Annotated in this window: 24 protein-coding genes; 19 read left to right on the top strand and 5 right to left on the bottom strand. The window is 56.7% G+C overall.

The genetic code is table 11. From position 1 onward, the window contains the following. Positions 1-17: 17 nt before the first annotated feature. A complete protein-coding gene (gene yigI / locus ACOTW6_RS09965) occupies positions 18-485 on the bottom strand; it encodes an acyl-CoA thioesterase YigI (protein ID WP_006812366.1) in 468 nt (155 codons plus the stop codon). A 160-nt stretch (positions 486-645) separates the two neighbouring features. On the opposite strand from yigI, the gene pldA reads away from it, so the two are divergent. The 3 genes from pldA (at position 646) to rhtC (ending at position 4,117) form a co-directional block, all read left to right on the top strand. Next, on the top strand, positions 646-1,515 hold the full coding sequence (gene pldA / locus ACOTW6_RS09970; RefSeq protein ID WP_003860803.1) for a phospholipase A: 870 nt from the start codon (positions 646-648) through the stop codon (positions 1,513-1,515). 90 nt (positions 1,516-1,605) lie between these two features. Further along, positions 1,606-3,435 carry an ATP-dependent DNA helicase RecQ gene (gene recQ / locus ACOTW6_RS09975; protein ID WP_213789117.1) on the top strand — a complete coding sequence of 610 codons (1,830 nt, stop codon included), beginning with the start codon at positions 1,606-1,608 and terminating at the stop codon, positions 3,433-3,435. Between the two features lie 61 nt (positions 3,436-3,496). Further along, on the top strand, positions 3,497-4,117 hold the full coding sequence (gene rhtC / locus ACOTW6_RS09980; RefSeq protein ID WP_006179256.1) for a threonine export protein RhtC: 621 nt from the start codon (positions 3,497-3,499) through the stop codon (positions 4,115-4,117). Here rhtC and rhtB read toward each other — a convergent pair. Further along, complete coding sequence (gene rhtB / locus ACOTW6_RS09985; protein WP_006812363.1) at positions 4,114-4,734, bottom strand: homoserine/homoserine lactone efflux protein; 621 nt, start codon at positions 4,732-4,734, stop codon at positions 4,114-4,116. The genes rhtC and rhtB overlap by 4 nt on opposite strands. 111 nt (positions 4,735-4,845) lie before the next feature. Between rhtB and pldB the strand changes: the two genes are divergently transcribed. From pldB to ACOTW6_RS10000, 3 genes are all read left to right on the top strand, one after another. Next, entirely contained in the window at positions 4,846-5,838 is a 993-nt protein-coding gene (pldB, locus tag ACOTW6_RS09990) for a lysophospholipase L2 (RefSeq protein WP_015570002.1), read from the top strand. Positions 5,839-5,869: 31 nt separating this feature from the next. After that, positions 5,870-6,670: a sugar/pyridoxal phosphate phosphatase YigL gene (yigL, locus tag ACOTW6_RS09995; RefSeq protein WP_015570001.1), complete on the top strand. Its 801-nt coding sequence runs from the start codon at positions 5,870-5,872 to the stop codon at positions 6,668-6,670. Positions 6,671-6,752: 82 nt separating this feature from the next. Continuing rightward, positions 6,753-7,652 carry a carboxylate/amino acid/amine transporter gene (locus tag ACOTW6_RS10000; RefSeq protein WP_213789118.1) on the top strand — a complete coding sequence of 300 codons (900 nt, stop codon included), beginning with the start codon at positions 6,753-6,755 and terminating at the stop codon, positions 7,650-7,652. On the opposite strand, the gene metR is transcribed toward ACOTW6_RS10000, so the two are convergent. Then, positions 7,540-8,493: an HTH-type transcriptional regulator MetR gene (gene metR, locus ACOTW6_RS10005; protein ID WP_213789119.1), complete on the bottom strand. Its 954-nt coding sequence runs from the start codon at positions 8,491-8,493 to the stop codon at positions 7,540-7,542. The two genes, ACOTW6_RS10000 and metR, sit on opposite strands and share 113 nt — an antisense overlap. Positions 8,494-8,609: 116 nt before the next feature. Here metR and metE point away from each other — a divergent pair, with 116 nt between their 5' ends. After that, positions 8,610-10,871 (top strand): 5-methyltetrahydropteroyltriglutamate--homocysteine S-methyltransferase, encoded by a 2,262-nt coding sequence (gene metE / locus ACOTW6_RS10010; RefSeq protein ID WP_213789120.1) that lies wholly within the window; start codon positions 8,610-8,612, stop codon positions 10,869-10,871. A gap of 85 nt (positions 10,872-10,956) precedes the next feature. Here metE and ACOTW6_RS10015 read toward each other — a convergent pair whose 3' ends face one another. Next, positions 10,957-11,763, bottom strand: a complete 807-nt coding sequence (locus tag ACOTW6_RS10015) for a dienelactone hydrolase family protein (RefSeq protein ID WP_213789121.1) — start codon at positions 11,761-11,763, stop codon at positions 10,957-10,959. Between the two features lie 259 nt (positions 11,764-12,022). Here ACOTW6_RS10015 and udp point away from each other — a divergent pair, with 259 nt between their 5' ends. From udp to tatD, 9 genes are all read left to right on the top strand, one after another. Continuing rightward, positions 12,023-12,784 (top strand): uridine phosphorylase, encoded by a 762-nt coding sequence (udp, locus tag ACOTW6_RS10020; RefSeq protein WP_003860792.1) that lies wholly within the window; start codon positions 12,023-12,025, stop codon positions 12,782-12,784. Between the two features lie 139 nt (positions 12,785-12,923). Continuing rightward, positions 12,924-14,381: a DNA recombination protein RmuC gene (rmuC, locus tag ACOTW6_RS10025; RefSeq protein WP_023315189.1), complete on the top strand. Its 1,458-nt coding sequence runs from the start codon at positions 12,924-12,926 to the stop codon at positions 14,379-14,381. 66 nt (positions 14,382-14,447) lie between these two features. Further along, a complete protein-coding gene (gene ubiE, locus ACOTW6_RS10030; RefSeq protein ID WP_003860790.1) occupies positions 14,448-15,203 on the top strand; it encodes a bifunctional demethylmenaquinone methyltransferase/2-methoxy-6-polyprenyl-1,4-benzoquinol methylase UbiE in 756 nt (251 codons plus the stop codon). Positions 15,204-15,216: 13 nt separating this feature from the next. Further along, positions 15,217-15,822, top strand: a complete 606-nt coding sequence (gene ubiJ / locus ACOTW6_RS10035; RefSeq protein ID WP_003860788.1) for a ubiquinone biosynthesis protein UbiJ — start codon at positions 15,217-15,219, stop codon at positions 15,820-15,822. After that, entirely contained in the window at positions 15,819-17,459 is a 1,641-nt protein-coding gene (ubiB, locus tag ACOTW6_RS10040; protein WP_017694740.1) for a ubiquinone biosynthesis regulatory protein kinase UbiB, read from the top strand. The genes ubiJ and ubiB overlap by 4 nt, the downstream gene beginning before the upstream one ends. 76 nt (positions 17,460-17,535) lie before the next feature. Then, positions 17,536-17,790: a Sec-independent protein translocase subunit TatA gene (gene tatA / locus ACOTW6_RS10045; protein WP_003860787.1), complete on the top strand. Its 255-nt coding sequence runs from the start codon at positions 17,536-17,538 to the stop codon at positions 17,788-17,790. 3 nt (positions 17,791-17,793) lie between these two features. After that, positions 17,794-18,336 (top strand): Sec-independent protein translocase protein TatB, encoded by a 543-nt coding sequence (gene tatB, locus ACOTW6_RS10050; RefSeq protein ID WP_213789122.1) that lies wholly within the window; start codon positions 17,794-17,796, stop codon positions 18,334-18,336. A gap of 2 nt (positions 18,337-18,338) precedes the next feature. After that, positions 18,339-19,109, top strand: coding sequence for a Sec-independent protein translocase subunit TatC (gene tatC, locus ACOTW6_RS10055; protein ID WP_015569997.1), 771 nt, complete (start codon positions 18,339-18,341; stop codon positions 19,107-19,109). A gap of 41 nt (positions 19,110-19,150) precedes the next feature. Continuing rightward, positions 19,151-19,933 (top strand): 3'-5' ssDNA/RNA exonuclease TatD, encoded by a 783-nt coding sequence (tatD, locus tag ACOTW6_RS10060; protein ID WP_213789123.1) that lies wholly within the window; start codon positions 19,151-19,153, stop codon positions 19,931-19,933. Here the strand turns inward: tatD and rfaH are convergent. Further along, positions 19,930-20,421 (bottom strand): transcription/translation regulatory transformer protein RfaH, encoded by a 492-nt coding sequence (gene rfaH, locus ACOTW6_RS10065; protein WP_213789130.1) that lies wholly within the window; start codon positions 20,419-20,421, stop codon positions 19,930-19,932. The genes tatD and rfaH overlap by 4 nt on opposite strands. 169 nt (positions 20,422-20,590) lie before the next feature. Between rfaH and ubiD the strand changes: the two genes are divergently transcribed. From ubiD to ACOTW6_RS10080, 3 genes are all read left to right on the top strand, one after another. After that, on the top strand, positions 20,591-22,087 hold the full coding sequence (gene ubiD, locus ACOTW6_RS10070; protein ID WP_213789124.1) for a 4-hydroxy-3-polyprenylbenzoate decarboxylase: 1,497 nt from the start codon (positions 20,591-20,593) through the stop codon (positions 22,085-22,087). Between the two features lie 39 nt (positions 22,088-22,126). Next, positions 22,127-22,828: an NAD(P)H-flavin reductase gene (fre, locus tag ACOTW6_RS10075; protein ID WP_003860778.1), complete on the top strand. Its 702-nt coding sequence runs from the start codon at positions 22,127-22,129 to the stop codon at positions 22,826-22,828. 215 nt (positions 22,829-23,043) lie between these two features. Then, entirely contained in the window at positions 23,044-24,663 is a 1,620-nt protein-coding gene (locus ACOTW6_RS10080) for an ABC-F family ATP-binding cassette domain-containing protein (protein WP_062933150.1), read from the top strand. Positions 24,664-24,687: the final 24 nt, after the last annotated feature.

Genomic DNA, 24,687 nt, shown 5'->3' on the forward strand with positions numbered 1-24,687 from the left:
TACCCGAATTTGCCGTCTCAACCCACCATATAAGTGGCGGTTGCGCTGGCGATATAAACCTGCTCCTCGTTATGCAGCTCAACGCGGGCGACGGCAACTTTATTCCCGGCGCGCAGCAGGCTGCTGGTGCAGGTGAAGCGGTTTCCGCGTCCCGGACGAAGATAGTCGACGCGTAAATCGATGGTGCCCATGCGCGACAGGCGCTGGCGTAACTCATCTTCGTTGATGGTGTCATGGCGCGTCAGCGTGCTGCCCACGCACACCAGACCGGCCGCCACGTCCAGCGCGGAGGCAATGACCCCGCCGTGCAAAATGCTTTGCGCCCAGTTACCGACCATCATTGGCTGATTATTGAAACTCAGCTGAGCGAAGTCTTTTTCGTATCGCTCCAGCTCAAGACCCAGTGCACGGTTGAACGGCATGTGGTACACAAAAATCTCGCCCACGAGCTTTAAGGTTTCTTCGGCGGTGAGTGTGGCTGACATCTGACGTGGCATCCTTGTTGTTAACAAAATGTTGATTTTATGCTTCAGGATAAAGGAATGCCACTTTAAGAAACGAGGAAGCGGAAGTTATCGCAGAAGTCTGTAGAATGCCCGGACAAAACTATTCATTAAATGTCACCATTTCAGGAGAACACCACCGATGCGGACGTATCTGGGTTGGTTACTGGCGGCGGTTGCGCTGCCCCTCACAGCATATGCGCAGGAAGCGACGATCAAAGAGGTGCATGATAAACCTGCCGTTAAGGGCAGCATCATCGCCAATATGCTTCAGGAGCATGACAATCCGTTCACGCTGTACCCGTATGACACAAACTACGTGATCTACACCCAGACCAGCGATCTCAACAAAGAGGCGATAAGCTCCTATAACTGGTCTGATAATGCGCGTAAAGATGAGGTGAAGTTCCAGCTCAGCCTCGCCTTCCCGTTCTGGCGCGGCATCCTGGGGCCGAACTCGGTGCTTGGCGCGTCTTACACGCAGAAGTCATGGTGGCAGCTCTCCAACAGCGGGGAATCTTCACCGTTCCGCGAAACTAACTATGAACCGCAGCTGTTCCTCGGTTTCGCCACCGATTATGAGTTTGCAGGCTGGACGCTGCGAGACGTGGAGGTGGGCTATAACCACGATTCCAACGGTCGTTCCGACCCAACCTCACGCAGCTGGAACCGCATCTATACGCGTCTGATGGCGCAGAACGGCAATTTCATGGTGGAAGTGAAGCCGTGGTACGTGGTGGGCAGCACCGATGACAACCCGGATATCACCAAATACATGGGCTACTATCAGCTTAAAGTGGGCTATCAGCTGGGTGACGCGGTGCTGAGCGCTAAAGGCCAGTACAACTGGAATACTGGCTATGGCGGCGCAGAGCTGGGCCTGAGCTACCCGGTGACGAAACACGTTCGTCTCTATACTCAGGTGTATAGCGGGTATGGCGAATCGCTGATCGACTACAACTTCAACCAGACCCGTGTCGGTGTGGGCGTGATGCTGAACGATATTTTCTAAGCTGCTCGAATGTTTTTGCGTTAAACGTTGAAGTTTCTCTCTCAGGCGCTGAAAATAGCGCCTGTTTCATTTCTGGCATATGGGGTTAACGTGGCGCAGGCGGAAGTATTGAATCAGGAATCGCTGGCTAAACAGGTTTTGCATGAAACCTTTGGCTACCAGCAGTTCCGTCCTGGCCAGGAAACCATCATTGAAACCGTGCTGGAAGGCCGCGATTGCCTGGTGGTCATGCCGACCGGCGGCGGTAAATCGCTCTGCTATCAGGTGCCCGCGCTGGTGCTTAATGGCCTGACGGTTGTGGTATCGCCCCTTATTTCCCTGATGAAAGATCAGGTCGACCAGCTGCTTGCCAACGGCGTGGCGGCGGCCTGTCTGAACTCGACGCAGACCCGCGAGCAACAGCAAGAGGTGATGGCCGGGTGTCGTACCGGGCAGATCCACCTGCTGTATATCGCGCCAGAACGCCTGATGCTGGACAACTTCCTCGATCATCTGGCGCACTGGAATCCGGTGCTGCTGGCGGTGGATGAAGCGCACTGTATCTCCCAGTGGGGGCACGATTTCCGCCCGGAATATGCCGCGCTTGGCCAGCTTCGTCAGCGCTTCCCCGAGCTGCCGTTTATGGCGCTTACCGCCACGGCGGATGACACCACGCGTCAGGACATCGTTCGCCTGCTGGGGCTGAACGACCCGTATATTCAGGTCAGCAGCTTCGACCGCCCGAACATCCGCTATATGCTGATGGAGAAGTTCAAGCCGCTGGATCAGCTCTTACGCTACGTGCAGGAGCAGCGCGGTAAGTCCGGCATCATCTACTGCAACAGTCGTGCGAAGGTGGAAGACACCGCCGCGCGTTTGCAAAACCGTGGCTTTAGCGCCGCGGCCTATCACGCCGGGCTGGAGAACCATATCCGCGCCGACGTGCAGGAGAAATTCCAGCGCGACGACCTGCAAATCGTGGTCGCAACGGTGGCGTTCGGGATGGGGATCAACAAGCCCAACGTGCGCTTTGTGGTGCATTTCGACATTCCGCGCAATATCGAATCCTACTATCAGGAAACCGGCCGCGCCGGGCGTGACGGCCTGCCTGCGGAAGCGATGCTGTTTTACGATCCGGCGGATATGGCGTGGCTGCGCCGCTGTCTGGAAGAGAAACCGCAGGGGCAGTTGCAGGATATCGAACGCCACAAGCTTAACGCGATGGGTGCTTTCGCCGAAGCGCAAACCTGCCGTCGTCTGGTGCTGCTCAACTACTTTGGTGAAGGGCGTCAGGCGCCGTGCGGCAACTGCGATATCTGCCTCGACCCGCCGAAGCAGTACGATGGCCTGATGGACGCGCGCAAAGCGCTCTCGACTATCGGACGCGTGAACCAGCGCTTTGGGATGGGCTACGTCGTTGAAGTGCTGCGCGGGGCTAACAACCAGCGTATCCGCGATATGGGTCACGACAAGCTGCCGGTTTACGGCATCGGGAAAGACCAGAGTCATGAGCACTGGGTGAGTATCATCCGCCAGCTGATCCATCTCGGCTTTGCCACGCAAAATATTGCCCAGCACTCTGCGCTTCAGCTGACCGAAGCGGCGCGACCGGTCCTGCGTGGCGAGGTTGAACTGAAGCTCGCCGTTCCGCGCGTCGTCGCCCTGAAGCCGCGCGTGATGCAAAAATCCTACGGCGGTAACTACGATCGCAAGCTGTTCGCCAAGCTGCGTAAGCTGCGTAAAGCCATTGCCGATGAAGAGAACATCCCGCCATACGTGGTGTTCAACGACGCGACGCTGATCGAGATGGCCGAGCAAATGCCGCTCAGCGCCAGTGAGATGCTCAGCGTCAACGGCGTCGGCACGCGTAAGCTGGAGCGCTTCGGTAAAGAGTTTATGGCGCTCATCCGTTCCCACGTTGATGGTGATGATGAGGAGTAGTCAGCCGGGCGAAAAAGTGCCAGGATGGTGACTCACTGTATTATTTCCCCGCGAGCTAATTATGTTAATGCTATTTCTCACCGTGGCGTTAGTGCACATCGTTGCGCTGATGAGCCCTGGCCCTGACTTTTTCTTCGTGTCGCAAACGGCCGTCAGCCGCTCCCGCAAAGAGGCGATGATGGGTGTGCTCGGTATTACCATGGGCGTCATGGTCTGGGCGGCGGTTGCGCTGCTCGGTCTGAACCTGATCCTGGCGAAAATGGCGTGGCTGCATAACATCATCATGGTTGGCGGCGGTCTGTACCTGTGCTGGATGGGCTACCAGATGCTGCGCGGGGCGCTGAAGAAAGAAGAGAAAAAGCCGGAAGAGCCAAAGGTCGAGCTGGCAACGGGCGGCCGTAGCTTTGTGAAAGGGCTGCTGACCAACCTGGCGAACCCGAAAGCGATTATCTACTTCGGCTCGGTGTTCTCGCTGTTTGTGGGGGATAACGTCGGCGCGGGCGCGCGCTGGGGGATCTTCCTGCTGATCGTTGTTGAGACGTTCGCCTGGTTTACCGTTGTGGCAAGCCTGTTTGCCTTACCGGCGATGCGTCGCGGCTACCAGCGCATCGCGAAATGGATCGACGGCTTTGCCGGCGCGCTGTTCGCCGGCTTCGGCATTCATCTCATCATTTCTCGCTAAGCATGACGCGCTGACGCAAGCAGCGCGCCAACCAGCATAAACAGCGAACCAAAGACTTTGTTCAGGGCCTTCATCTGCTTAGGCCCTTTGATCCACGCCGCAATTCGCTGCGCCAGCGTCGCGTAACCAATCATCACAATGATATCGACAATAATGGTGGTCGCGCCCAGCACCACGTACTGCATCACCTGTGGCTGATGGGGCACGATAAACTGCGGGAACAGGGCGGCGAGGAACACGATGCTTTTCGGGTTCGTCAGGTTCACAAACACCGCACGCTTAAACAGGTGCCCGCGCGTTTGCGTCCGGGAGAGCGTATGCAGATCAATCGAGCCTGCGGCGCGCCACTGCTGAATACCCAGCCAGATAAGATACGCTGCGCCAGCCCATTTCAGCACCTCGAAGGCCAGCACCGAACGGGAGAACAGCGTGCCCAGACCAATCCCCACCAGCACAATATGAATGCCAAGCCCGGTCTGTAAACCGGCGATTGACGCCGCCGCGCCGCGATAGCCGTGATTAATGGAGGTGGTCATGGTGTTGATTGCGCCCGAGCCAGGTGAAAGGCTGAGGATGATGGATGTCAGCAGGTAAGCGAACCACCACTCGAAGGTCATTTGAAACTCCCGGATCGTCTGTTTTTATGCCACAATACGCTATTGTTGAGTCATTTTGTGACCGGTGACGAAAAAAACGATATTCCCTGAATTACGGGGGGTGGAAACCCAATGTTTCAGCAGAAAAAGGACTGGGAAACACGAGAAAACGCATTTGCTGCTTTCTCCATGGGGCCGCTGACCGATTTCTGGCGCCAGCGTGAGGAAGATGAGTTTATGGGCGTCGGGGAAATCCCGGTACGCTTCGTTCGTTTCCGTGATGAAAAAAATGACCGGGTGATTGTGGTCTGCCCCGGGCGCATCGAAAGCTATATCAAATATGCCGAGCTGGCGTATGACCTGTTCCATCTGGGCTTTGATGTGTTAATTATCGACCATCGCGGGCAGGGGCTTTCCGGCCGGATGTTGCCGGATACCCATCGCGGCCACGTGGATAACTTCAGCGATTACGTCGACGATCTGGCCGCGTTCTGGCAGCAGGAAGTGCAGCCCGGACCGTGGCGCAAGCGTTATATTCTTGCCCACTCCATGGGGGGCGCGATCTCGACGTTGTTTTTGCAGCGCCATAAACACCAGTGCGATGCCATTGCGCTGACCGCGCCGATGTACGGCATTGTGATACGTTTTCCTGACTGGATGGTGCGCCATCTTCTCGACTGGGCTGAGGGCCATCAGCGCATTCGAGAAGGCTATGCCATCGGAACAGGACGCTGGCGGGCATTGCCGTTTGCCATCAACGTGTTAACCCACAGTCGGCAGCGTTATCGCCGCAACCTGCGCTTTTATGCCGATGAACCGCGTCTGCGGGTCGGCGGCCCCACCTGGCACTGGGTACGGGAAGGTATTCATGCCGGTGAGCAGGTGCTGGCGGGCGTAGGCGATGATGACACGCCGACGCTCCTGATCCAGGCGGAAGAAGAGCGTGTGGTGGATAACCGCATGCATGACCGCTATTGTGAACTTCGCGCCGCTGCGGGCCATCCCTGTGAAGGGGGTAAACCGCTGGTCATCAACGGTGCGTACCATGAGATCCTTTTTGAAAAGGACGCTATGCGCTCAGTCGCGCTCAACGCCATTGTTGAATTTTTCAACAGGCATAACTGATTATTGTTTTCCACCAGAGGTTGAAATCCCTATGTACCAGGTTGTTGCATCTGATTTAGATGGCACGCTGCTTTCCCCTGACCACACCCTGTCGCCTTATGCGAAAGAGACCTTAAAACTCCTGACTGCCCGTGGCGTGAACTTTGTGTTCGCCACTGGCCGCCACCACGTGGACGTGGGGCAGATCCGCGATAACCTGGAGATCAAGTCGTACATGATCACCTCCAACGGTGCGCGCGTACATGACACGGACGGCAACCTGATTTTTACCCACAATCTCGATCGCGACATCGCCACCGATTTGTTCGGCATCGTGCATAACAACCCGGATATCGTCACTAACGTTTACCGCGACGACGAGTGGTTTATGAACCGCCACCGCCCGGAAGAGATGCGCTTCTTCAAGGAAGCCGTATTCCAGTACTCACTGTACGAGCCGGGTCTGCTGGAGCCGGAAGGGATCAGTAAGGTGTTCTTCACCTGTGTAAATCATGAGGAATTACTGCCGCTGGAGCAGGCGATCAATGCCCGCTGGGGCGACCGCGTTAACGTCAGCTTCTCCACGCTGACCTGTCTGGAAGTGATGGCGGGCGGGGTGTCCAAAGGTCACGCGCTGGAAGCGGTAGCGAAACGGCTGGGTTTTGATCTGAAAGACTGTATCGCCTTTGGCGATGGCATGAACGATGCCGAGATGCTCTCCATGGCGGGTAAAGGCTGCATCATGCAGAACGCGCATCAGCGCCTGAAAGATCTGCACCCGGAGCTGGAAGTGATCGGCACCAACGGCGATAACGCCGTGCCTAAGTATCTGCGTAAACTGTTCCTTGAATAATCTTCAATTGATTGTTTATTGTTCAGATGTCAACTAAAGAGTTCGCTACAATGCCTCTCCTTCTTTCTGAGAGACAAGCATTGTGGCGCTACTCATTATCACCACTATCCTGTGGGCCTTCTCCTTTAGTCTGATTGGCGAATACCTTGCCGGATCGGTCGACAGCTACTTCTCAGTGCTGATGCGCGTGGGGCTGGCGGCGCTGGTGTTCCTGCCGTTCCTGCGTACCCGCGGGCAGTCGCTAAAAACCATTCTGCTGTACATGCTGGTAGGCGCGATGCAGCTCGGCATCATGTACCTGTTCAGCTTCCGGGCCTACGTTTACCTGTCCGTCTCGGAATTTCTGCTCTTCACCGTGCTGACGCCGCTCTACATCACGCTGATTTATGACTTGCTCAGCAGACGCCGCCTGCGCTGGGGATATCTGCTGAGCGCTGCGCTGGCAGTCATTGGCGCGGCGATTATTCGCTATGACAAGGTAAGCGATCACTTCTGGACCGGGCTGATGTTCGTCCAGCTGGCCAATATCAGCTTCGCCATCGGGATGGTGGGTTATAAACGCCTGATGGAGACCCGCCCGATGCCGCAGCATAACGCGTTTGCGTGGTTCTATATGGGCGCGGCGATTGTCGCGGTAGCGGCATGGTTTATGCTCGGCAACTCGCAAAAGCTGCCGACCACCTCCGTGCAGTGGAGCGTTCTGGTCTGGCTGGGCGTGGTGGCGTCGGGGCTGGGCTACTTTATGTGGAACTACGGCGCTACGCAGGTAGACGCCGGAACGCTGGGGATCATGAACAACGTGCACGTACCGGCGGGGCTACTGGTGAACCTCGCCATCTGGCAGGAGCAGCCGCACTGGCCAAGCTTCCTTATTGGGGGAGCGGTGATCCTGGCTTCACTGTGGGTCCATCGCCGCTGGGTCGCTCCGCGCTCCGCACAAACGGAAGATGGTCGCACGCGTGGTTCCGCGCTGAGCGAATAAACGCTTCCGTAATCGGCTGACGCTGCTCGCCGTCGCGCACGGCGGCGTACAGCCGGCTCCACAGTCCTTCCCCCAGGGTTTTGGTGACCACCAGACCCTGGCGTTCAACCGTCTCGACCACCCAGTGCGGCAGCGCCGCAATCCCCATTCTGGCCGCCACCATCTGAATTAACAGCAGCGTGTTATCCACGCTTTTCAGCTGTGGGCTGATGCCCGCGGGTTGCAGGAAATGGCGCCAGATATCCAGACGACTGCGCTGTACCGGGTAAATCAGCAGCGTCTCCGTTGCCAGATCTTCCGGCGTGATGCGCGTTTTGGCGGCCAGCGGATGGTCCGGGGCCAGCACCAGACGCACCTCAAAATCAAACATTGGCGAATAGTGCAGACCGCTGCGCGGCAAAATATCTGAGGTCATCACCAGATCCAGCTCACCCTGCTGAAGCGACGGCTGCGGATCAAACGTGACGCCGGATTTGAAGTCCATCTCCACCTGCGGCCACTTCTGGCGGAAGTTCTCAAGCGCGGGGGTCAGCCACTGAATACAGCTGTGACACTCAATGGCGATGCGCAGGGTGGTCTGCTGCGGCTCGTTGCAGGACTGCAACGCGCTGGCAATCTGCGGCAGCACCTGGTTCGCCAGCTGAAGCAAAATTTCGCCCTGCGGCGTAAAGCGCAAAGGCTGGCTCTTACGCACAAAAAGACGAAAGCCGAGGCGTTGTTCCAGATCGCTGAACTGGTGAGAAAGGGCAGACTGAGTCTGGTGCAGCGTGGCCGCTGCCGCCGCAAGAGAACCGCAGTTCCGCAACGCTTGTAGCGTTTTCAGGTGTTTTATCTCGATCATGAAAGTCCTTCACTTCGCCATGAACATTTTGCGCTTGAGGAATATACAGTACCTGCCAATTATAGAAGTGTAAACATCTGGACGTCTAAATAACGAATTTCTACAAGGGGTATGCCATGACAATCCGCACTCACACTCTCGGTTTCCCTCGCGTTGGCCTGCGTCGCGAGCTGAAAAAAGCGCAAGAAAGCTACTGGGCGGGTAACGCCACCCGCGAAGAACTGCTGGCCGTGGGACGCGAGCTGCGCGCGCGTCACTGGGAGCAGCAAAAACAGGCGGGCGTAGACCTGCTGCCGGTGGGCGATTTCGCCTGGTACGACCATGTTCTGACCACCAGCCTGCTGCTTGGCAACGTGCCGGCTCGTCATCAGAACAACGATGGATCGGTGGATATCGATACCCTGTTCCGCATCGGCCGTGGCCGCGCGCCAACGGGTGAGCCAGCGGCAGCGGCGGAAATGACCAAGTGGTTTAACACCAACTATCACTATATGGTGCCGGAGTTCGTTAAGGGCCAGCAGTTCAAACTGACCTGGACCCAGCTTCTGGATGAAGTGGACGAAGCGCTGGCGCTGGGTCACCAGGTGAAACCCGTGCTGCTGGGGCCGGTCACCTACCTGTGGCTGGGCAAAGTGAAAGGTGAGCAGTTCGACCGCCTCAGCCTGCTGAATGATATTCTGCCGGTTTATAAGCAGGTGCTGATTGAACTGGGTAAGCGCGGTATTCAGTGGGTGCAAATCGATGAACCGGCGCTGGTGCTTGAGCTGCCGCAGGCGTGGCTGGATGCCTTCAAACCGGCGTATGACGCGCTCACGGGCCAGGTGAAGCTGCTGCTGACCACCTATTTCGAGGGCGTAACGCCGAACCTCGACACCATTACCGCGCTGCCGGTTCAGGGTCTGCACGTTGACCTCGTTCACGGCAAAGACGATGTGGCAGAGTTGCACAAGCGTCTGCCTGCGGAGTGGCTGCTCTCTGCCGGTCTGGTGAATGGTCGTAACGTCTGGCGTGCCGATCTCACCGGGAAATATGCACAAATCAAGGACATTGTCGGTAAACGTGAATTGTGGGTAGCCTCTTCCTGTTCCCTGCTGCACAGCCCGATCGACCTGAGCGTGGAGACCCGACTCGACCCTGAGGTGAAAAGCTGGTTTGCCTTCGCCCTGCAAAAATGTGAGGAGCTGGCTCTGCTGCGCGACGCGTTGAACAGCGGCGACACGGCAGCGATTACCGACTGGAGTGCTCCGATCCAGGCGCGCCGTCACTCGACGCGCGTGCATAACCCGGCAGTGGAAAAACGTCTGGCGGCCATCACTGCCCGGGACAGCCAGCGCCAGAGCCCGTATGAAGTGCGCGCCGAAGCCCAGCGTGCGCGCTTTAACCTGCCCGCGTGGCCGACCACAACCATCGGCTCCTTCCCGCAGACTACCGAGATCCGCGGCCTGCGTCTGGACTTCAAAAAGGGCAATCTGGATGCGAATCACTACCGCACCGGCATTGCGGAGCACATCAAACAGGCGATCGTCGAGCAGGAACGTCTGGGTCTGGACGTGCTGGTGCACGGCGAGGCCGAGCGTAACGATATGGTGGAATACTTCGGTGAACACCTGGACGGCTTCGTCTTTACCCAGAACGGCTGGGTGCAAAGCTACGGCTCCCGCTGCGTGAAGCCGCCGGTGGTGATCGGCGACGTCAGCCGCCCGGAAGCGATCACCGTGGAGTGGGCGAAGTATGCCCAGTCTCTGACCGACAAACCGGTAAAAGGCATGCTGACGGGGCCGGTGACCATTCTCTGCTGGTCGTTTCCGCGTGAAGATGTCTCCCGGGAAACCATCGCCAAACAGATCGCCCTGGCGCTGCGTGATGAAGTGGCGGATCTGGAAGCGGCGGGGATTGGCATTATTCAGATCGACGAACCGGCGCTGCGTGAAGGCCTGCCGCTGCGTCGCAGCGACTGGGATGCTTATCTGACGTGGGGCGTGGAGGCGTTCCGCCTCAACGCGGCCGTCGCGAAGGACGACACGCAGATCCACACCCACATGTGTTACTGCGAATTTAACGACATCATGGACTCGATTGCCGCGCTCGACGCCGATGTGATCACCATCGAGACCTCGCGTTCAGACATGGAGCTGCTGGAGTCGTTCGAAGAGTTTGACTACCCGAACGAAATCGGGCCGGGCGTGTACGACATTCACTCTCCTAACGTGCCGAGCGTGGAGTGGATTGAAGCGCTACTGAAAAAAGCGGCCCAGCGCATCCCGGCGGAACGTCTGTGGGTAAACCCGGACTGCGGCCTGAAAACCCGCGGCTGGCCTGAAACCCGCGCGGCGCTGGCGAACATGGTGCAGGCGGCGCAGAATTTGCGTCAGGCGTAGTCGTGCTGGATTGCCGGGTGGCGCTATCGCTTACCCGGCCTACCTGTAGGCCCGGTAAGGCGCAGCCGCCACCGGGCTTTTTGTATTACGCTTTCTTCCCGCCATACTGACGAAACCACGCCAGCATTCTCTGCCAGCCATCTTTCGCGGATTCTGCGTGATAGCTCGGACGATAATCGGCATTAAACGCGTGTCCCGCATCCGGGTACACCACGATCTCCGCCGTCGCGTTTGCCGCCCGCAGCGCGTGGCGCATGGTCTCGACGGTATCAAGCGGAATGCCGGTATCCTGGCCGCCATACAGCCCTAACACCGGGGCATTGAGATCGGTGGCGATATCAACCGGATGCTTCGGCGAGTTCAGGGTCTTTTCACCCACCAGTTTACCGTACCAGGCCACAGCGGCTTTCAGCTGCGGATTGTGCGCGGCATACAGCCAGCTAATGCGTCCGCCCCAGCAGAAGCCGGTCACCATCAGACGGTGCGGGTCGCCACCGTTGCGCGCCGCCCAGCTGGCAACGTGGTCGAGATCGGCCAGCACCTGCGCGTCCGGGACTTTGCTGACCAGGTTGCTGAACAGCGTCGGGATGTCGCTGTAATCATTCGGATCGCCCTGACGGAAGTAGAGTTCCGGCGCAACGGCCAGGTAACCTTCCAGCGCCAGACGGCGGCAGAGGTCGCGAATATGTTCATGAACGCCAAATATTTCCTGCACCACGATCACGATGGGCAGCGGGCCATCGGCAGATTTTGGCCGCGCGTGGTACGCTGGCATGTTCTCCCCCTGGGAGGGAATGGAGGTCTCGCCTGCGGTAATGGCTTCTTCAGGGGTTGAGACGATGGTTGAAGCGTGCGGGGCCGCAGCAGGTGCAAAACCGGTTTTTTCAGTCATGGCATTCTCCGTACCAATGAATGGATTAGCGCAAAGATAAATATAGACACCAGGTTAACAACCCACAGTGCCTTATAGCGTCTATCTTTTGTGCAGCACCCGGCGATATAACTTGTTAATGTGATGTGAATCACTATTTTATGGAAATTAACTGCAATCATTTTCATTCATGGTGAGGTGTGTCACGAAATGATGCGCATTGCTTCTGTAAAGTACCGTTTTACTTCTTCTGACAAACCGACCCACAGAGGAGTCACCTATGTCTAAGTCTGATGTTTTTCATCTCGGCCTCACTAAAAACGATTTACAAGGGGCTACGCTTGCTATCGTCCCCGGCGATCCTGAGCGTGTGGAAAAGATCGCCGCGCTGATGGATAAGCCGGTTAAGCTGGCAGCCCATCGCGAATTCACCACCTGGCGCGCAGAGCTGGACGGTAAAGCGGTGATCGTGTGCTCTACCGGTATTGGTGGCCCGTCTACCTCTATCGCCGTTGAAGAGCTGGCGCAGCTGGGCATTCGTACTTTCCTGCGTATCGGCACCACCGGCGCCATTCAGCCGCACATCAACGTAGGCGACGTGCTGGTTACCACCGCATCCGTGCGTCTGGACGGGGCAAGCCTGCACTTTGCACCGATGGAATTCCCGGCAGTGGCCGATTTCGAATGCACCACCGCGCTGGTTGAAGCCGCGAAGTCCGTGGGCGCCACCACCCACGTGGGCGTAACTGCCTCTTCCGACACCTTCTACCCGGGCCAGGAGCGTTATGACACCTTCTCTGGTCGCGTGGTGAGTCGTTTCAAAGGCTCCATGGAAGAGTGGCAGTCGATGGGCGTCATGAACTACGAAATGGAATCTGCAACGCTGCTGACCATGTGCGCAAGCCAGGGTCTGCGTGCCGGTATGGTGGCGGGCGTAATCGTCAACCGGACTCAGCAGGAGATCCCGAACGCTGAAACCATGAAGCAGACTGAAAGCCATGCGGTGAAAATCGTGGTTGAAGCGGCGCGCCGCCTGATCTAATTCTCTCTTCAGTGCTAAAAGGCCGACATACTCGGCCTTTTCTTTTTGCGTAACGCCTCGCAGGAAAACCCTTTCAAACTGGACGTTCATACAGCACAATTCTATTTTGTGCGGGTTAGACGTGGATGCAGGGGGCATTGTGGATATCTCAATCCTGGTTTATGCGGTAGTTGCGCTGGTGAGCGTGGGGATTGGCTGGCTCATTTCCGGCTACCAGCATGCGCAGCAGAAAGCCGAACAGCTGGCAGAGCGCGAGGAGATCGTCGCTGAACTCAGCGCGACGAAACAACAGCTTGCGCTGAGTGACCACTGGCGCGACGAGTGCGAACTGCTCAATAACGAACTGCGCAATCTGCGTGATATCAACACCTCGCTGGAGGCCGATCTCCGGGAAGTGACCACCCGCCTTGAATCCACCCAACTGCACGCCGAAGACAAAATCCGTCAGATGATCAACAGCGAGCAGCGTCTTAGCGAGCAGTTTGAGAACCTCGCGAACCGCATTTTCGAGCACAGCAATCGCCGCGTGGATGAGCAGAACCGCCAGAGCCTGAACAGCCTGCTGACGCCCCTGCGTGAACAGCTGGACGGCTTTCGCCGTCAGGTACAGGACAGCTTTGGTCAGGAGGCCCGCGAGCGCCACACGCTGGCGCATGAAATTCGTAATCTCCAGCAGCTGAATGCGCAGATGGCGCAGGAGGCGGTTAACCTGACGCGCGCACTGAAAGGTGATAACAAAGCGCAGGGAAACTGGGGCGAAGTGGTCATGACGCGCGTGCTGGAGGCCTCTGGTCTGCGCGAAGGATACGAATACGAAACGCAGGTCAGCATTGAGAACGATGCGCGCTCGCGGATGCAGCCGGATGTCATTGTTCGTCTGCCGCAGGGCAAAGATGTGGTTATCGACGCCAAAATGACGCTGGTGGCCTATGAGCGCTACTTCAACGCGGAAGATGACTACACCCGCGAAACAGCGTTGCAGGAGCACATCGCCTCCGTGCGTAACCATATCCGTCTGCTGGGCAGAAAAGATTATCAGCAGTTGCCGGGGCTGCGATCGCTGGATTATGTGCTGATGTTCATTCCGGTTGAGCCAGCCTTCCTGCTGGCGCTCGACAGACAGCCTGAGCTTATCACCGAAGCGCTGAAAAATAACATTATGCTGGTCAGCCCCACCACGCTGCTGGTGGCGTTACGTACCATTGCCAACCTGTGGCGCTATGAGCACCAAAGCCGTAACGCGCAGCAGATTGCCGATCGCGCCAGCAAGCTGTACGACAAAATGCGGCTGTTTGTGGACGATATGTCCTCGGTGGGGCAAAGCCTCGATCGCGCGCAGGATAACTACCGCCAGGCGATGAAAAAACTCTCCTCCGGGCGCGGCAATTTGCTGGCGCAGGCGGAGGCGTTTCGCAGCCTGGGGGTGGAAGTTAAACGCGAGATTAATCCGGAACTGGTGGAGCAGGCTACGGCTCAGGACGAAGAGTTTCGTCTGCGTGAAGGCGACGGTGAGCAAAATAGCCGCAATGAAGACAATGGTTTAGCGGCAAGTTTATCCCCCGAAGCACAGCCGGCGCGTTTCTTTCACGGTGGTTGAAACGTAGGGCAAATGCGCCCAATCTGTTACACTTCACGAACATTTGACTGATTAGCAGGCTCTGAGATGGTTGACGATTCACAAGACACAACGCACTTTGGCTTTCAGACTGTCGCCAAAGCGCAGAAAGCTGACATGGTGGCCCACGTATTTCATTCCGTGGCGGCGAAGTACGATGTGATGAATGATTTGATGTCATTCGGCATTCATCGCTTGTGGAAGCGCTTCACTATTGATTGCAGCGGCGTGCGCCGTGGACAAACGGTGCTGGATTTAGCCGGAGGCACAGGGGATCTGACCGCTAAATTCTCCCGTCTGGTTGGCGAAACCGGCCGCGTGGTGCTGGCGGATATCAACGACTCCATGCTGAAAATGGGACGCGAAAAGCTGCGTAATATCGGTGTGGTAGGCAACGTTGAATATGTTCAGGCCAACGCCGAAGCGCTGCCGTTCCCGGATAATACGTTCGACTGCATCACCATCTCTTTCGGTCTGCGTAACGTGACCGATAAAGATAAAGCGCTGCGCTCCATGTACCGCGTGCTGAAGCCGGGCGGCCGACTGCTGGTTCTCGAGTTTTCTAAACCGATTATCGACCCGCTGAGCAAAGCTTACGATGCCTATTCCTTCCACGTTCTGCCGCGCATCGGCGAGCTGGTGGCAAACGATGCAGAAAGTTACCGTTATCTGGCCGAATCCATCCGAATGCACCCGGATCAGGACACGCTGAAAGCGATGATGCAGGATGCGGAGTTTGAAAACGTGGAATACTTCAATATGACGGCGGGTGTCGTCGCGCTGCATCGTGGTTACAAGTTCTGAGTGGAGGATTCCCGTGCCCATTAAACCCTTAGTCACCGCAGGCATCGAGAATGTACTGAATGCCTTTCTGTATCGCGCACCGGCGCTGAAAACCGCACGTCAGCGGCTTAACGGAAAGGTGCTGCGCATCGTTTTAAAGGAGTTCTCGACGCCGCTTGTGCTGGTCTTCAGCGAACGCCAGCTTGACGTTCTGGGGGAGTGGGAAGGCGAGGCGGACTGCTCGGTGATTACGCACATGAGCGTATTGCCAAAACTGCGTGACCGTCAGCAGATGACGGCGCTTATTCGCAGCGGTGAGCTGGAGGTCGAGGGCGATATTCAGGTGGTACAGAACTTCGTTGCACTCAGCGATCAGGCTGAATTCGACCCGGCGGAACTGCTGGCGCCCTATATCGGTGACATCGCGGCTGAAGGTATAAGCAAAACGCTGCGCACGGGTTCCGCTTTCCTGCGTAAAGGTCTGCTCCGTCAACAGCGCTATGCTGCCGAGGTGCTGACCGAAGAGTGGCGTATGGCGCCGGGGCCTTTAGAAGTCGCCTGGTTTGCAGAAGAGACCGCGGCAGTTGAGCGCGCAGTTGATGCGTTAACCAAACGGCTGGAAAAACTGGAGGGCAAATGACGCCTGGTGAAATTCGGCGCCTCTATTTTATCGTTCGCACCTTTTTGAGCTACGGGCTCGACGAGCTTATCCCCAGAATGCGTATCACCCTGCCGCTTCGGCTTTGGCGTCGCACGCTGTTCTGGATGCCGAATCGCCATAAGGATCAGGAACTGGGCGCACGCCTGCGTCTTGCGCTACAGGAGCTGGGACCGGTCTGGATCAAGTTTGGACAGATGCTCTCAACACGTCGCGACCTTTTCCCACCACAGATTGCCGATCAGCTCGCGCTTTTGCAGGACCGCGTCGCTCCGTTTGACGGAGAGAGAGCGAAGAAACAAATCGAAGAAGCGATGGGCAATATCCCCATCGAGACCTGGTTTGACGATTTCGATATTCAGCCTCTGGCCTCTGCCTCTATTGCGCAGGTTCACACCGCGCGCCTGAAGGAAAATGGCAAAGAGGTGGTCATCAAAGTGATTCGTCCGGATATCCTGCCGGTTATCAAAGCAGACATGAAGCTGATTTATCGCCTGGCTCGCTGGGTGCCGCGTCTGTTGCCGGATGGCCGCCGTCTGCGTCCGCTGGAAGTGGTTCGGGAATACGAAAAAACGCTGATTGATGAGCTTAACCTGCTGCGTGAATCGGCGAACGCCATTCAGCTGCGTCGAAACTTTGAAGACAGCCCGATGCTGTATGTTCCTGAAGTCTATTCTGACTATTGCAGTCAGAACATGATGGTGATGGAACGTATCTACGGTATTCCGGTCTCGGACGTGGCGGCGCTGGAAAAACAGGGTACGAACATGAAGCTGCTGGCCGAACGTGGCGTGCAGGTCTTCTTTACTCAGGTTTTCCGCGACAGCTTCTTCCATGCAGACATGCATCCAGGCAACATTTTCGTCAGCTATGAGCACCCGGAAGATCCGAAATACATTGGCATCGACTGCGGTATTGTCGGCTCGCTGAATAAAGAGGATAAGCGTTATCTCGCCGAGAACTTTATCGCTTTCTTCAATCGCGACTACCGTAAGGTGGCCGAGCTGCACGTGGATTCAGGCTGGGTTCCGCCAGATACCAACGTGGAAGAGTTTGAATTTGCGATCCGCACCGTCTGTGAGCCGATTTTTGAAAAGCCGCTCTCGGAGATCTCTTTCGGGCACGTCCTGCTCAACCTGTTCAATACCGCACGCCGTTTCAATATGGAAGTGCAGCCGCAATTAGTTTTACTCCAGAAAACATTACTTTACGTTGAGGGCGTAGGCCGCCAGCTCTATCCTCAGTTAGACTTGTGGAAAACCGCGAAACCGTTCCTCGAATCCTGGATTAAGGATCAGGTCGGTATTCCAGCCCTGGTTCGCTCGCTTAAAGAGAAAGGCCCGTTCTGGATTGAAAAAATGCCTGAAATTCCTGAACTGGTTTACGACAGTTTGCGTCAGAGCAAGAACCTTCAGCACAGCATGGATAAAATCGCGCACGAGCTTCAATCCAGTCGCGTGCGTCAGGGGCAGTCCCGCTATCTCTTCGGAATTGGCGCGACGCTGCTGATAAGCGGCACGTTGCTGTTGATCAATCGTCCGGACTGGGAAATGATGCCAGCCTGGATTATGGCTGCCGGTGTGGTTGTCTGGCTTGCTGGCTGGAGAAAAACGCGCTGAATTAGCGTCGCTATCGAGGGATTGCATACGTATAATGCGATCTGACTAATTAATCATCTATCACTGGGGAACACGCATGGGTGGTATCAGTATCTGGCAGTTAGTGATCATTGCCGTCATCGTTGTGCTGCTGTTTGGCACGAAAAAACTCGGATCGATTGGTTCCGACCTGGGCGCGTCAATCAAAGGCTTCAAGAAAGCCATGAGCGATGATGAGAATAAGCAGGAAAAAACCAGTCAGGATGCTGATTTTACCGCTAAATCCATCGCCGATAAGCAGGACGAAGCCAAAAAGGAAGAGGCAAAACGTCACGATAAAGAGCAGGTGTAATTCGTGTTCGACATTGGTTTTAGTGAGTTACTGCTGGTCTTTGTGATTGGTCTGATCGTGTTGGGGCCGCAGCGTTTACCCGTTGCGGTGAAAACCGTCGTGGGCTGGGTGCGGGCGCTTCGCTCGCTGGCAACTACCGTGCAGAACGAACTGGCGCAGGAGCTGAAGCTTCAGGAATTTCAGGACAGCCTGAAAAAGGTTGAAAAGGCGAGCATGGACAACCTGACGCCGGAGCTGAAAGCATCAATGGATGAGTTGCGCGAAGCGGCTGAATCCATGAAGCGCTCTTACAGCATTAACGATCCTGAGAAGGCGAGCGATGAAGCAAACACCATCCACAATCCGGTGGTGAAGGGTAGCGAAGAGCAGCGCGAGGGTGTAACGCCTTCCAGCGCGGAGCATCAGGCTGCTTCGCCAGAGCAATCGCCGCAGGAGCCCGAAGTGAAAAAGCAGGTGCCGCCGGAAGAGCCCGTGGTCAAAACGGCTGAGGTAAAACCCGCCGCGCCCGTTTCCGAATCATCCCCCTCGTCGAGTGATAAAGCGTAAACATGGCAGTAGATGATACTCAACCGCTTATTACGCACCTCATTGAGCTGCGTAAGCGCCTGTTAAACTGCATTATTGCGGTTTTCCTCATTTTTTTATGTCTGGTCTATTTTGCCAACGATATCTATCAGGTGGTTTCCGCGCCGCTGATTAAACAGATGCCGCTGGGCGCGACGATGATTGCAACGGACGTTGCCTCGCCGTTCTTTACCCCGATCAAGCTGACCTTCTGGGTGTCGTTGATTGCCTCTGCGCCGGTCATTTTGTATCAGGTCTGGGCATTTGTGGCGCCCGCGCTGTACAAGCATGAACGCAAGCTGGTTATTCCGCTGCTGGTGTCCAGTTCGCTGCTGTTTTATATCGGCATGGCGTTCGCCTACTTCGTTGTCTTCCCGCTGGCCTTCGGCTTCCTGACGCATACCGCGCCGGAAGGGGTGCAGGTGTCGACGGACATCGCCAGCTACCTCAGCTTCGTGATGGCGCTGTTTATGGCCTTTGGTGTCGCCTTCGAGGTCCCGGTCGCGATTGTCCTGCTCTGCTGGGTCGGCGTGACCACGCCTGACGATCTGCGTAAGAAGCGCCCGTACATCCTGGTGGGGGCGTTTGTCGTAGGTATGCTGTTAACGCCACCGGACGTCTTCTCGCAAACCTTACTGGCGATACCTATGTACTGCCTGTTTGAAGTCGGCGTGTTCTTCGCTCGTTTCTACGTCGGAAAGGGGCGTACACGGGACGAAGAAGACGAGCCGTCTGAAGAGACCACTAAAGAATAAAACCAACCGCCCGTCAGGGCGGTTGTCATATGGGGATACGTATGTTCGATATCGGGCTTAACCTGACCAGCGCCCAGTTTGCGAAAGACCATGATGAGGTGGTGGCGCGCGCCTTTGCCGCCGGCGTGGGTGGGCTGCTACTGACGGGAACGAATCTGCATGAGAGTGAGCAGGCACGGCAGCTGGCGCAACGCTATCAACACTGCTGGTCCACCGCAGGCGTGCATCCTCATGACAGCAGCCAGTGGACGCATGAAAGCGCTGAGGCGCTTCATCGTCTGGCACAAACGCCAGAAGTGGTTGCCATTGGCGAATGCGGGCTTGATTTCAACCGTAACTTCTCAACGCCTGAAGAGCAGGAGAAGGCATTTACCGCCCAGCTCGCGCTGGCAGCAGAGCTGGAGATGCCGGTGTTTATGCACTGTCGCGATGCGCATGAACGTTTTATGGCGCTACTGGAACCCTGGCTGGAGAAACTGCCGGGCGCGGTATTGCACTGCTTTACGGGCTCCCGTCAGGAAGCGCTGGATTGCCTGAACCGCGGGCTGTATTTGGGTATCACGGGCTGGGTCTGCGATGAGCGTCGTGGGCTGGAGCTGCGTGAGCTGTTACCTGTTATCCCGGCCGATCGTTTGCTGCTGGAAACGGATGCGCCGTATCTGTTGCCCCGGGATATGCAGCCCAAACCGCAATCACGACGTAATGAACCGGCCTACCTGGGGCATATTGCTGAGCGAGTGGCGCACTGGCGCGGAGAAGATGCGCAGTGGCTGGCAGCACAAACCGATGATAACGTGCGTCGTCTGTTCGGCGTGCAGTTCTAAACTTTGCGGAAATCGGTGTTTTTAACGCTCTGCAACACCTCTTTGTTCAGCAGGTTGAGCAGCAGCATGGAGCGCGCTTCACCGTCCGGCTCAGCGAAGATGGCCTGTAAGCCTTCAAAGGCGCCTTCGGTGATCACCACGCTGTCGCCAGCATAAGGGGTTTCCGGATCGGTCATATCTTCAGGCTGCTGGTAGACAGAGAGCTGATGAATAACCGATGACGGTACTCTTGCCGGATGGGCGCCAAAACGCACAAAATGGCTGACGCCGCGCGTGGCGCTGATCGTCGTGGTGTGGATCACTTCGGGGTCGAACTCGACGAACAGGTAATTCGGGAACAGAGGCTCACTGACGGTCGTGCGTCTTCCACGCTGCATTTTTTCAAGCGTGATCACGGGTGTCAGGCAGTTAACAGACTGACGTTCAAGATGTTCCTGCGCGCGCTGAAGTTGCCCGCGTTTGCAATACAGTAAATACCAGGCCTGCATAATCACTCTTCCCATTGTTCGGGGCGCAAGCATACCAAAACCCTGGCGGGATCGCTAAGGTGATTATAATGGCGAAAAAGAGAGTAAGTCGTGGAAGTTCACGCTAATTTAACAAAATTACAGCATCACGCGGTCTTACGCCGTATAATGAAGCGCTTACAGAGAGGCCATGATTAACTGCATGAAATACCACGATCTACGCGACTTCCTGGCGCTGCTGGAAAAGCAGGGCGAACTCAAACGCATTACGCTTCCTGTTGATCCGTATCTGGAAATGACAGAAATCGCTGACCGCACCCTGCGCGCGGGCGGCCCGGCGTTGCTGTTTGAAAACCCAAAAGGCTACGCCATGCCGGTGCTGTGCAACCTGTTTGGCACACCTCGCCGCGTGGCGCTGGGGATGGGGCAGGAAGATGTCACGGCGTTGCGTGAAGTGGGCAAACTGCTGGCCTTTCTGAAAGAGCCGGAGCCGCCAAAAGGGTTCCGCGACCTGTTCGACAAGCTGCCGCAGTTTAAGCAGGTGCTGAACATGCCCACCAAACGCCTGCGCGGTGCGCCGTGCCAGCAAAAAGTGCTGGAAGGCGATGCGGTGGATCTGACCAACATTCCCATCATGCAGTGCTGGCCTGAAGATGCCGCACCGCTGATCACCTGGGGCCTCACCGTGACGCGTGGGCCGCATAAAGAGCGTCAAAACCTCGGCATTTACCGCCAGCAGCGGATTGGCAAGAACAAGCTCATCATGCGCTGGTTGTCCCATCGCGGTGGGGCGCTGGATTTCCAGGAGTGGTGCGCGGCCCATCCGGGCGAACGCTTCCCGGTTTCCGTCGCGCTGGGTGCCGATCCGGCAACCATTCTGGGCGCGGTGACGCCTGTTCCAGATACGCTGTCTGAATATGCCTTTGCAGGGCTGCTGCGCGGCACCAAAACCGAAGTGGTGAAGTGCATCTCCAATGACCTGGAAGTACCGGCCAGCGCAGAGATCGTGCTGGAAGGTTACATTGAACAGGGCGAGCTGGCACCCGAAGGGCCGTACGGCGACCACACCGGCTATTACAACGAAGTGGATAACTTTCCGGTGTTCACCGTCACGCACATTACCCAGCGTGAAGATGCGATTTATCACTCAACCTACACTGGCCGTCCACCGGATGAACCGGCGGTGCTTGGCGTGGCGCTGAACGAAGTGTTCGTGCCGATCCTGCAAAAGCAGTTCCCGGAAATTGTTGATTTTTATCTGCCGCCGGAAGGGTGTTCGTATCGCCTGGCGGTGGTGACGATGAAGAAGCAGTATGCCGGTCACGCTAAGCGCGTGATGATGGGCGTATGGTCTTTCCTGCGCCAGTTTATGTATACCAAGTTTGTGATTGTCTGCGATGATGACGTCAATGCCCGCGACTGGAATGACGTCATCTGGGCCATCACCACGCGTATGGATCCGGCGCGTGATACGGTGTTAGTGGAAAACACGCCAATTGATTATCTGGACTTTGCCTCGCCGGTTTCCGGCCTTGGCTCAAAAATGGGACTGGATGCCACGAACAAATGGCCTGGCGAAACCGACCGTGAATGGGGGCGCCCGATCGAAAAAGATCCTGCCGTGACCGCGCGAATTGACGCGATCTGGGACGAGCTGGCCATAATGAATAACGGTAAGGCAGAATAAGACCGTTTAGCCCTATAGACTTCCCGACAGAGAGAGCGAATGACAACCTTAAGCTGTAAAGTGACGTCGGTAGATGCTATTACCGACACCGTATATCGCGTCCGTTTGGTTCCTGAAGCGGCATTCTCATTCCGTGCCGGTCAGTACCTGATGGTCGTGATGGACGAGCGTGATAAGCGTCCTTTCTCTATGGCCTCAACGCCAGCAGAGAAGGAATTTATTGAGCTGCATATTGGTGCGTCTGAGCTTAACCTGTACGCGATGGCCGTGATGGACCGCATCCTGAAAGAGCGTGAAATAGTGGTCGATATTCCTCATGGCGAGGCCTGGCTGCGTGAAGACGAAGACCGTCCGCTGATCCTGATTGCCGGTGGCACGGGCTTCTCTTATGTCCGCTCTATTCTGCTGACCGCGCTGGCGCGTAATCCAAATCGCGATATCACCATCTACTGGGGCGGCCGTGAAGAGAAGCACCTTTACGATCTGTCTGAGCTGGAAGCGCTGAGCGTAAATCATCCAAACCTGCGCATTGAGCCGGTTGTCGAGCAGCCGGAAGAGGGCTGGCGCGGGCGTAGCGGTACGGTGCTGACTGCGGTATTGCAGGATCACGGGACGCTGGCCGGGCACGATATCTACATTGCCGGTCGCTTTGAAATGGCAAAAATTGCCCGCGACCTGTTCTGCAACGAGCGTGACGCGCGGGAAGATCGTCTGTTTGGCGATGCGTTTGCGTTTATCTGATTGAGAGACCCGCTTCGGCGGGTTTTTACGCTCGGGCAATAGCCTGGTGAAAATTTAACCTTGAAATGGGCGGCGCATTGCCGTTATTCTTGTTCCCGTTAAATTTCGCCCTCAGGAGCGCCCCCCAAAAATGAACAAACACGACTGATGAATTTCGATCCTTGCTCAACGCACCGCGTCGGCAGGGGATGTTTTGATTTCATTCAGGAGTGCTTATGGCTCATTTTGCGCAGTCCCCCTCTTTTATTTTGCATCAGGTCACCTGTCAGTTTGCGACGGGCGATATCCTTTTTGGTCCACTGAATCTTTCTCTGGATGCGTCAGTGTACGCGCTGGTTGGCCGCAACGGCAGCGGTAAAACACGCCTTCTGCGGCTGCTGGCAGGGGTTGATGAACCCGCCAGCGGTCATATTGAGCGCTTTGGTACACACGTCTATGTGGCGCAACAGCAGGATATTTCTGCGGATACCACGCTTGCCGGACTGCTTGGTTACGACGCGATCTTTGCGGCGCGCACGCGCATCGACAGCGGTCATTATGAACCCGACGATCTCGACACGCTCGACGGTTACTGGGATCTGGCTGAACGGCTGAGCCAGGCTTTTATCGCTGCAAAACTTCCCCCTTTTGACCCGAATAAACGCGCGGCAGAACTGAGCGGCGGCGAGCGCATTCGTGCTTTGCTGTGCAGCGCATTCACCGCAGATGCTGATTACCTGCTGCTGGACGAACCGACCAACCACCTCGACAGGCAAGGCCGCGTGTGGTTCTACGAGCAGCTTTCCCGGTATCAGGGCGGGGTACTGGTGGCCTCTCACGACCGTGAGTTGCTGGCCCAGGTACCGCGTATCCTTGAACTGAGCGCGTTGGGCTTGCGCAGCTACGGGGGGAATTATGCTGACTATCGAACCCAGCGTGATGCTGAGCAACTGGCTGCCCGCGCCGCGCTGGAGCATGCTGCCACCGAGCGCAAGCGTACCCGCGCCCGTATGCATAAAGAGCATGACGACAGCCTGCGGCGTTCAGCCAAAACGCTTCGCACGGTCGACAGCCTTAACATCGCCTCGTTTGAACGGGTCAAATACAAAGGGGCGGCGAAAGAGCGTATTGGTTCCTGGAAAAAACAGCATAGCGATCAAAATCATGCTCTGAACGCTGCGGTCAACCAGGCACGCGAGCGGGTTGAAGAGGATCACGTGGTGATGTTTACCCTGCCGGGCAGTGAAATCCCGGAAGGAAAACAGGTGCTGGTGCTGGAAGAACTGGTGCTTCCGCACGTGCCTGTCTCCCCGATAAACTGGCGAATGGATGGCCCGATGCGCGTGGCGCTACGCGGGCCGAACGGCTGTGGAAAATCCACGCTGTTGAAAGTGATGTTGGGCGAAACCGCCCCTGTTACGGGAACCTGTAAGGTCTCCGTCAGGTGTGCTTATCTCGATCAGCATCTTTCCCGGCTGGATCTGTCGCAGTCGGTGATGAAACACCTTAGCCTGGGCAATACGCCGCTCGAAGAGGGGGCGCTGCGTACCCGTTTAGCGCAGCTTCAGCTGGGCGCAGAGAAAGTGACACTACCACTGGCCGAACTGAGTGGCGGCGAGCGCCTGAAGGCCGCGCTGGCCTGCGTATTGTGGCGTGAAGCGGCAACGCAGCTGTTGCTTCTGGATGAGCCGACCAACCATCTTGATCTGGCCTCTGTTCAGGCCATTGAAGCGGCCTTAGCCGATTACCCCGGCGCGCTGCTGGTGGTGTCGCATGATGAAGCCTTTCTGGCAGGGCTGAAGCTGACGCATGAACTGGTATGGGAAGAGACGGGATGGCGATGTGAAAGCCTGTAAACACAAGCCCCCGCAAGGGCGGGG

It is taken from the genome of Enterobacter cloacae complex sp. IR5403, assembly GCF_049238705.1.
Lineage (GTDB): Bacteria > Pseudomonadota > Gammaproteobacteria > Enterobacterales > Enterobacteriaceae > Enterobacter > Enterobacter hormaechei_C.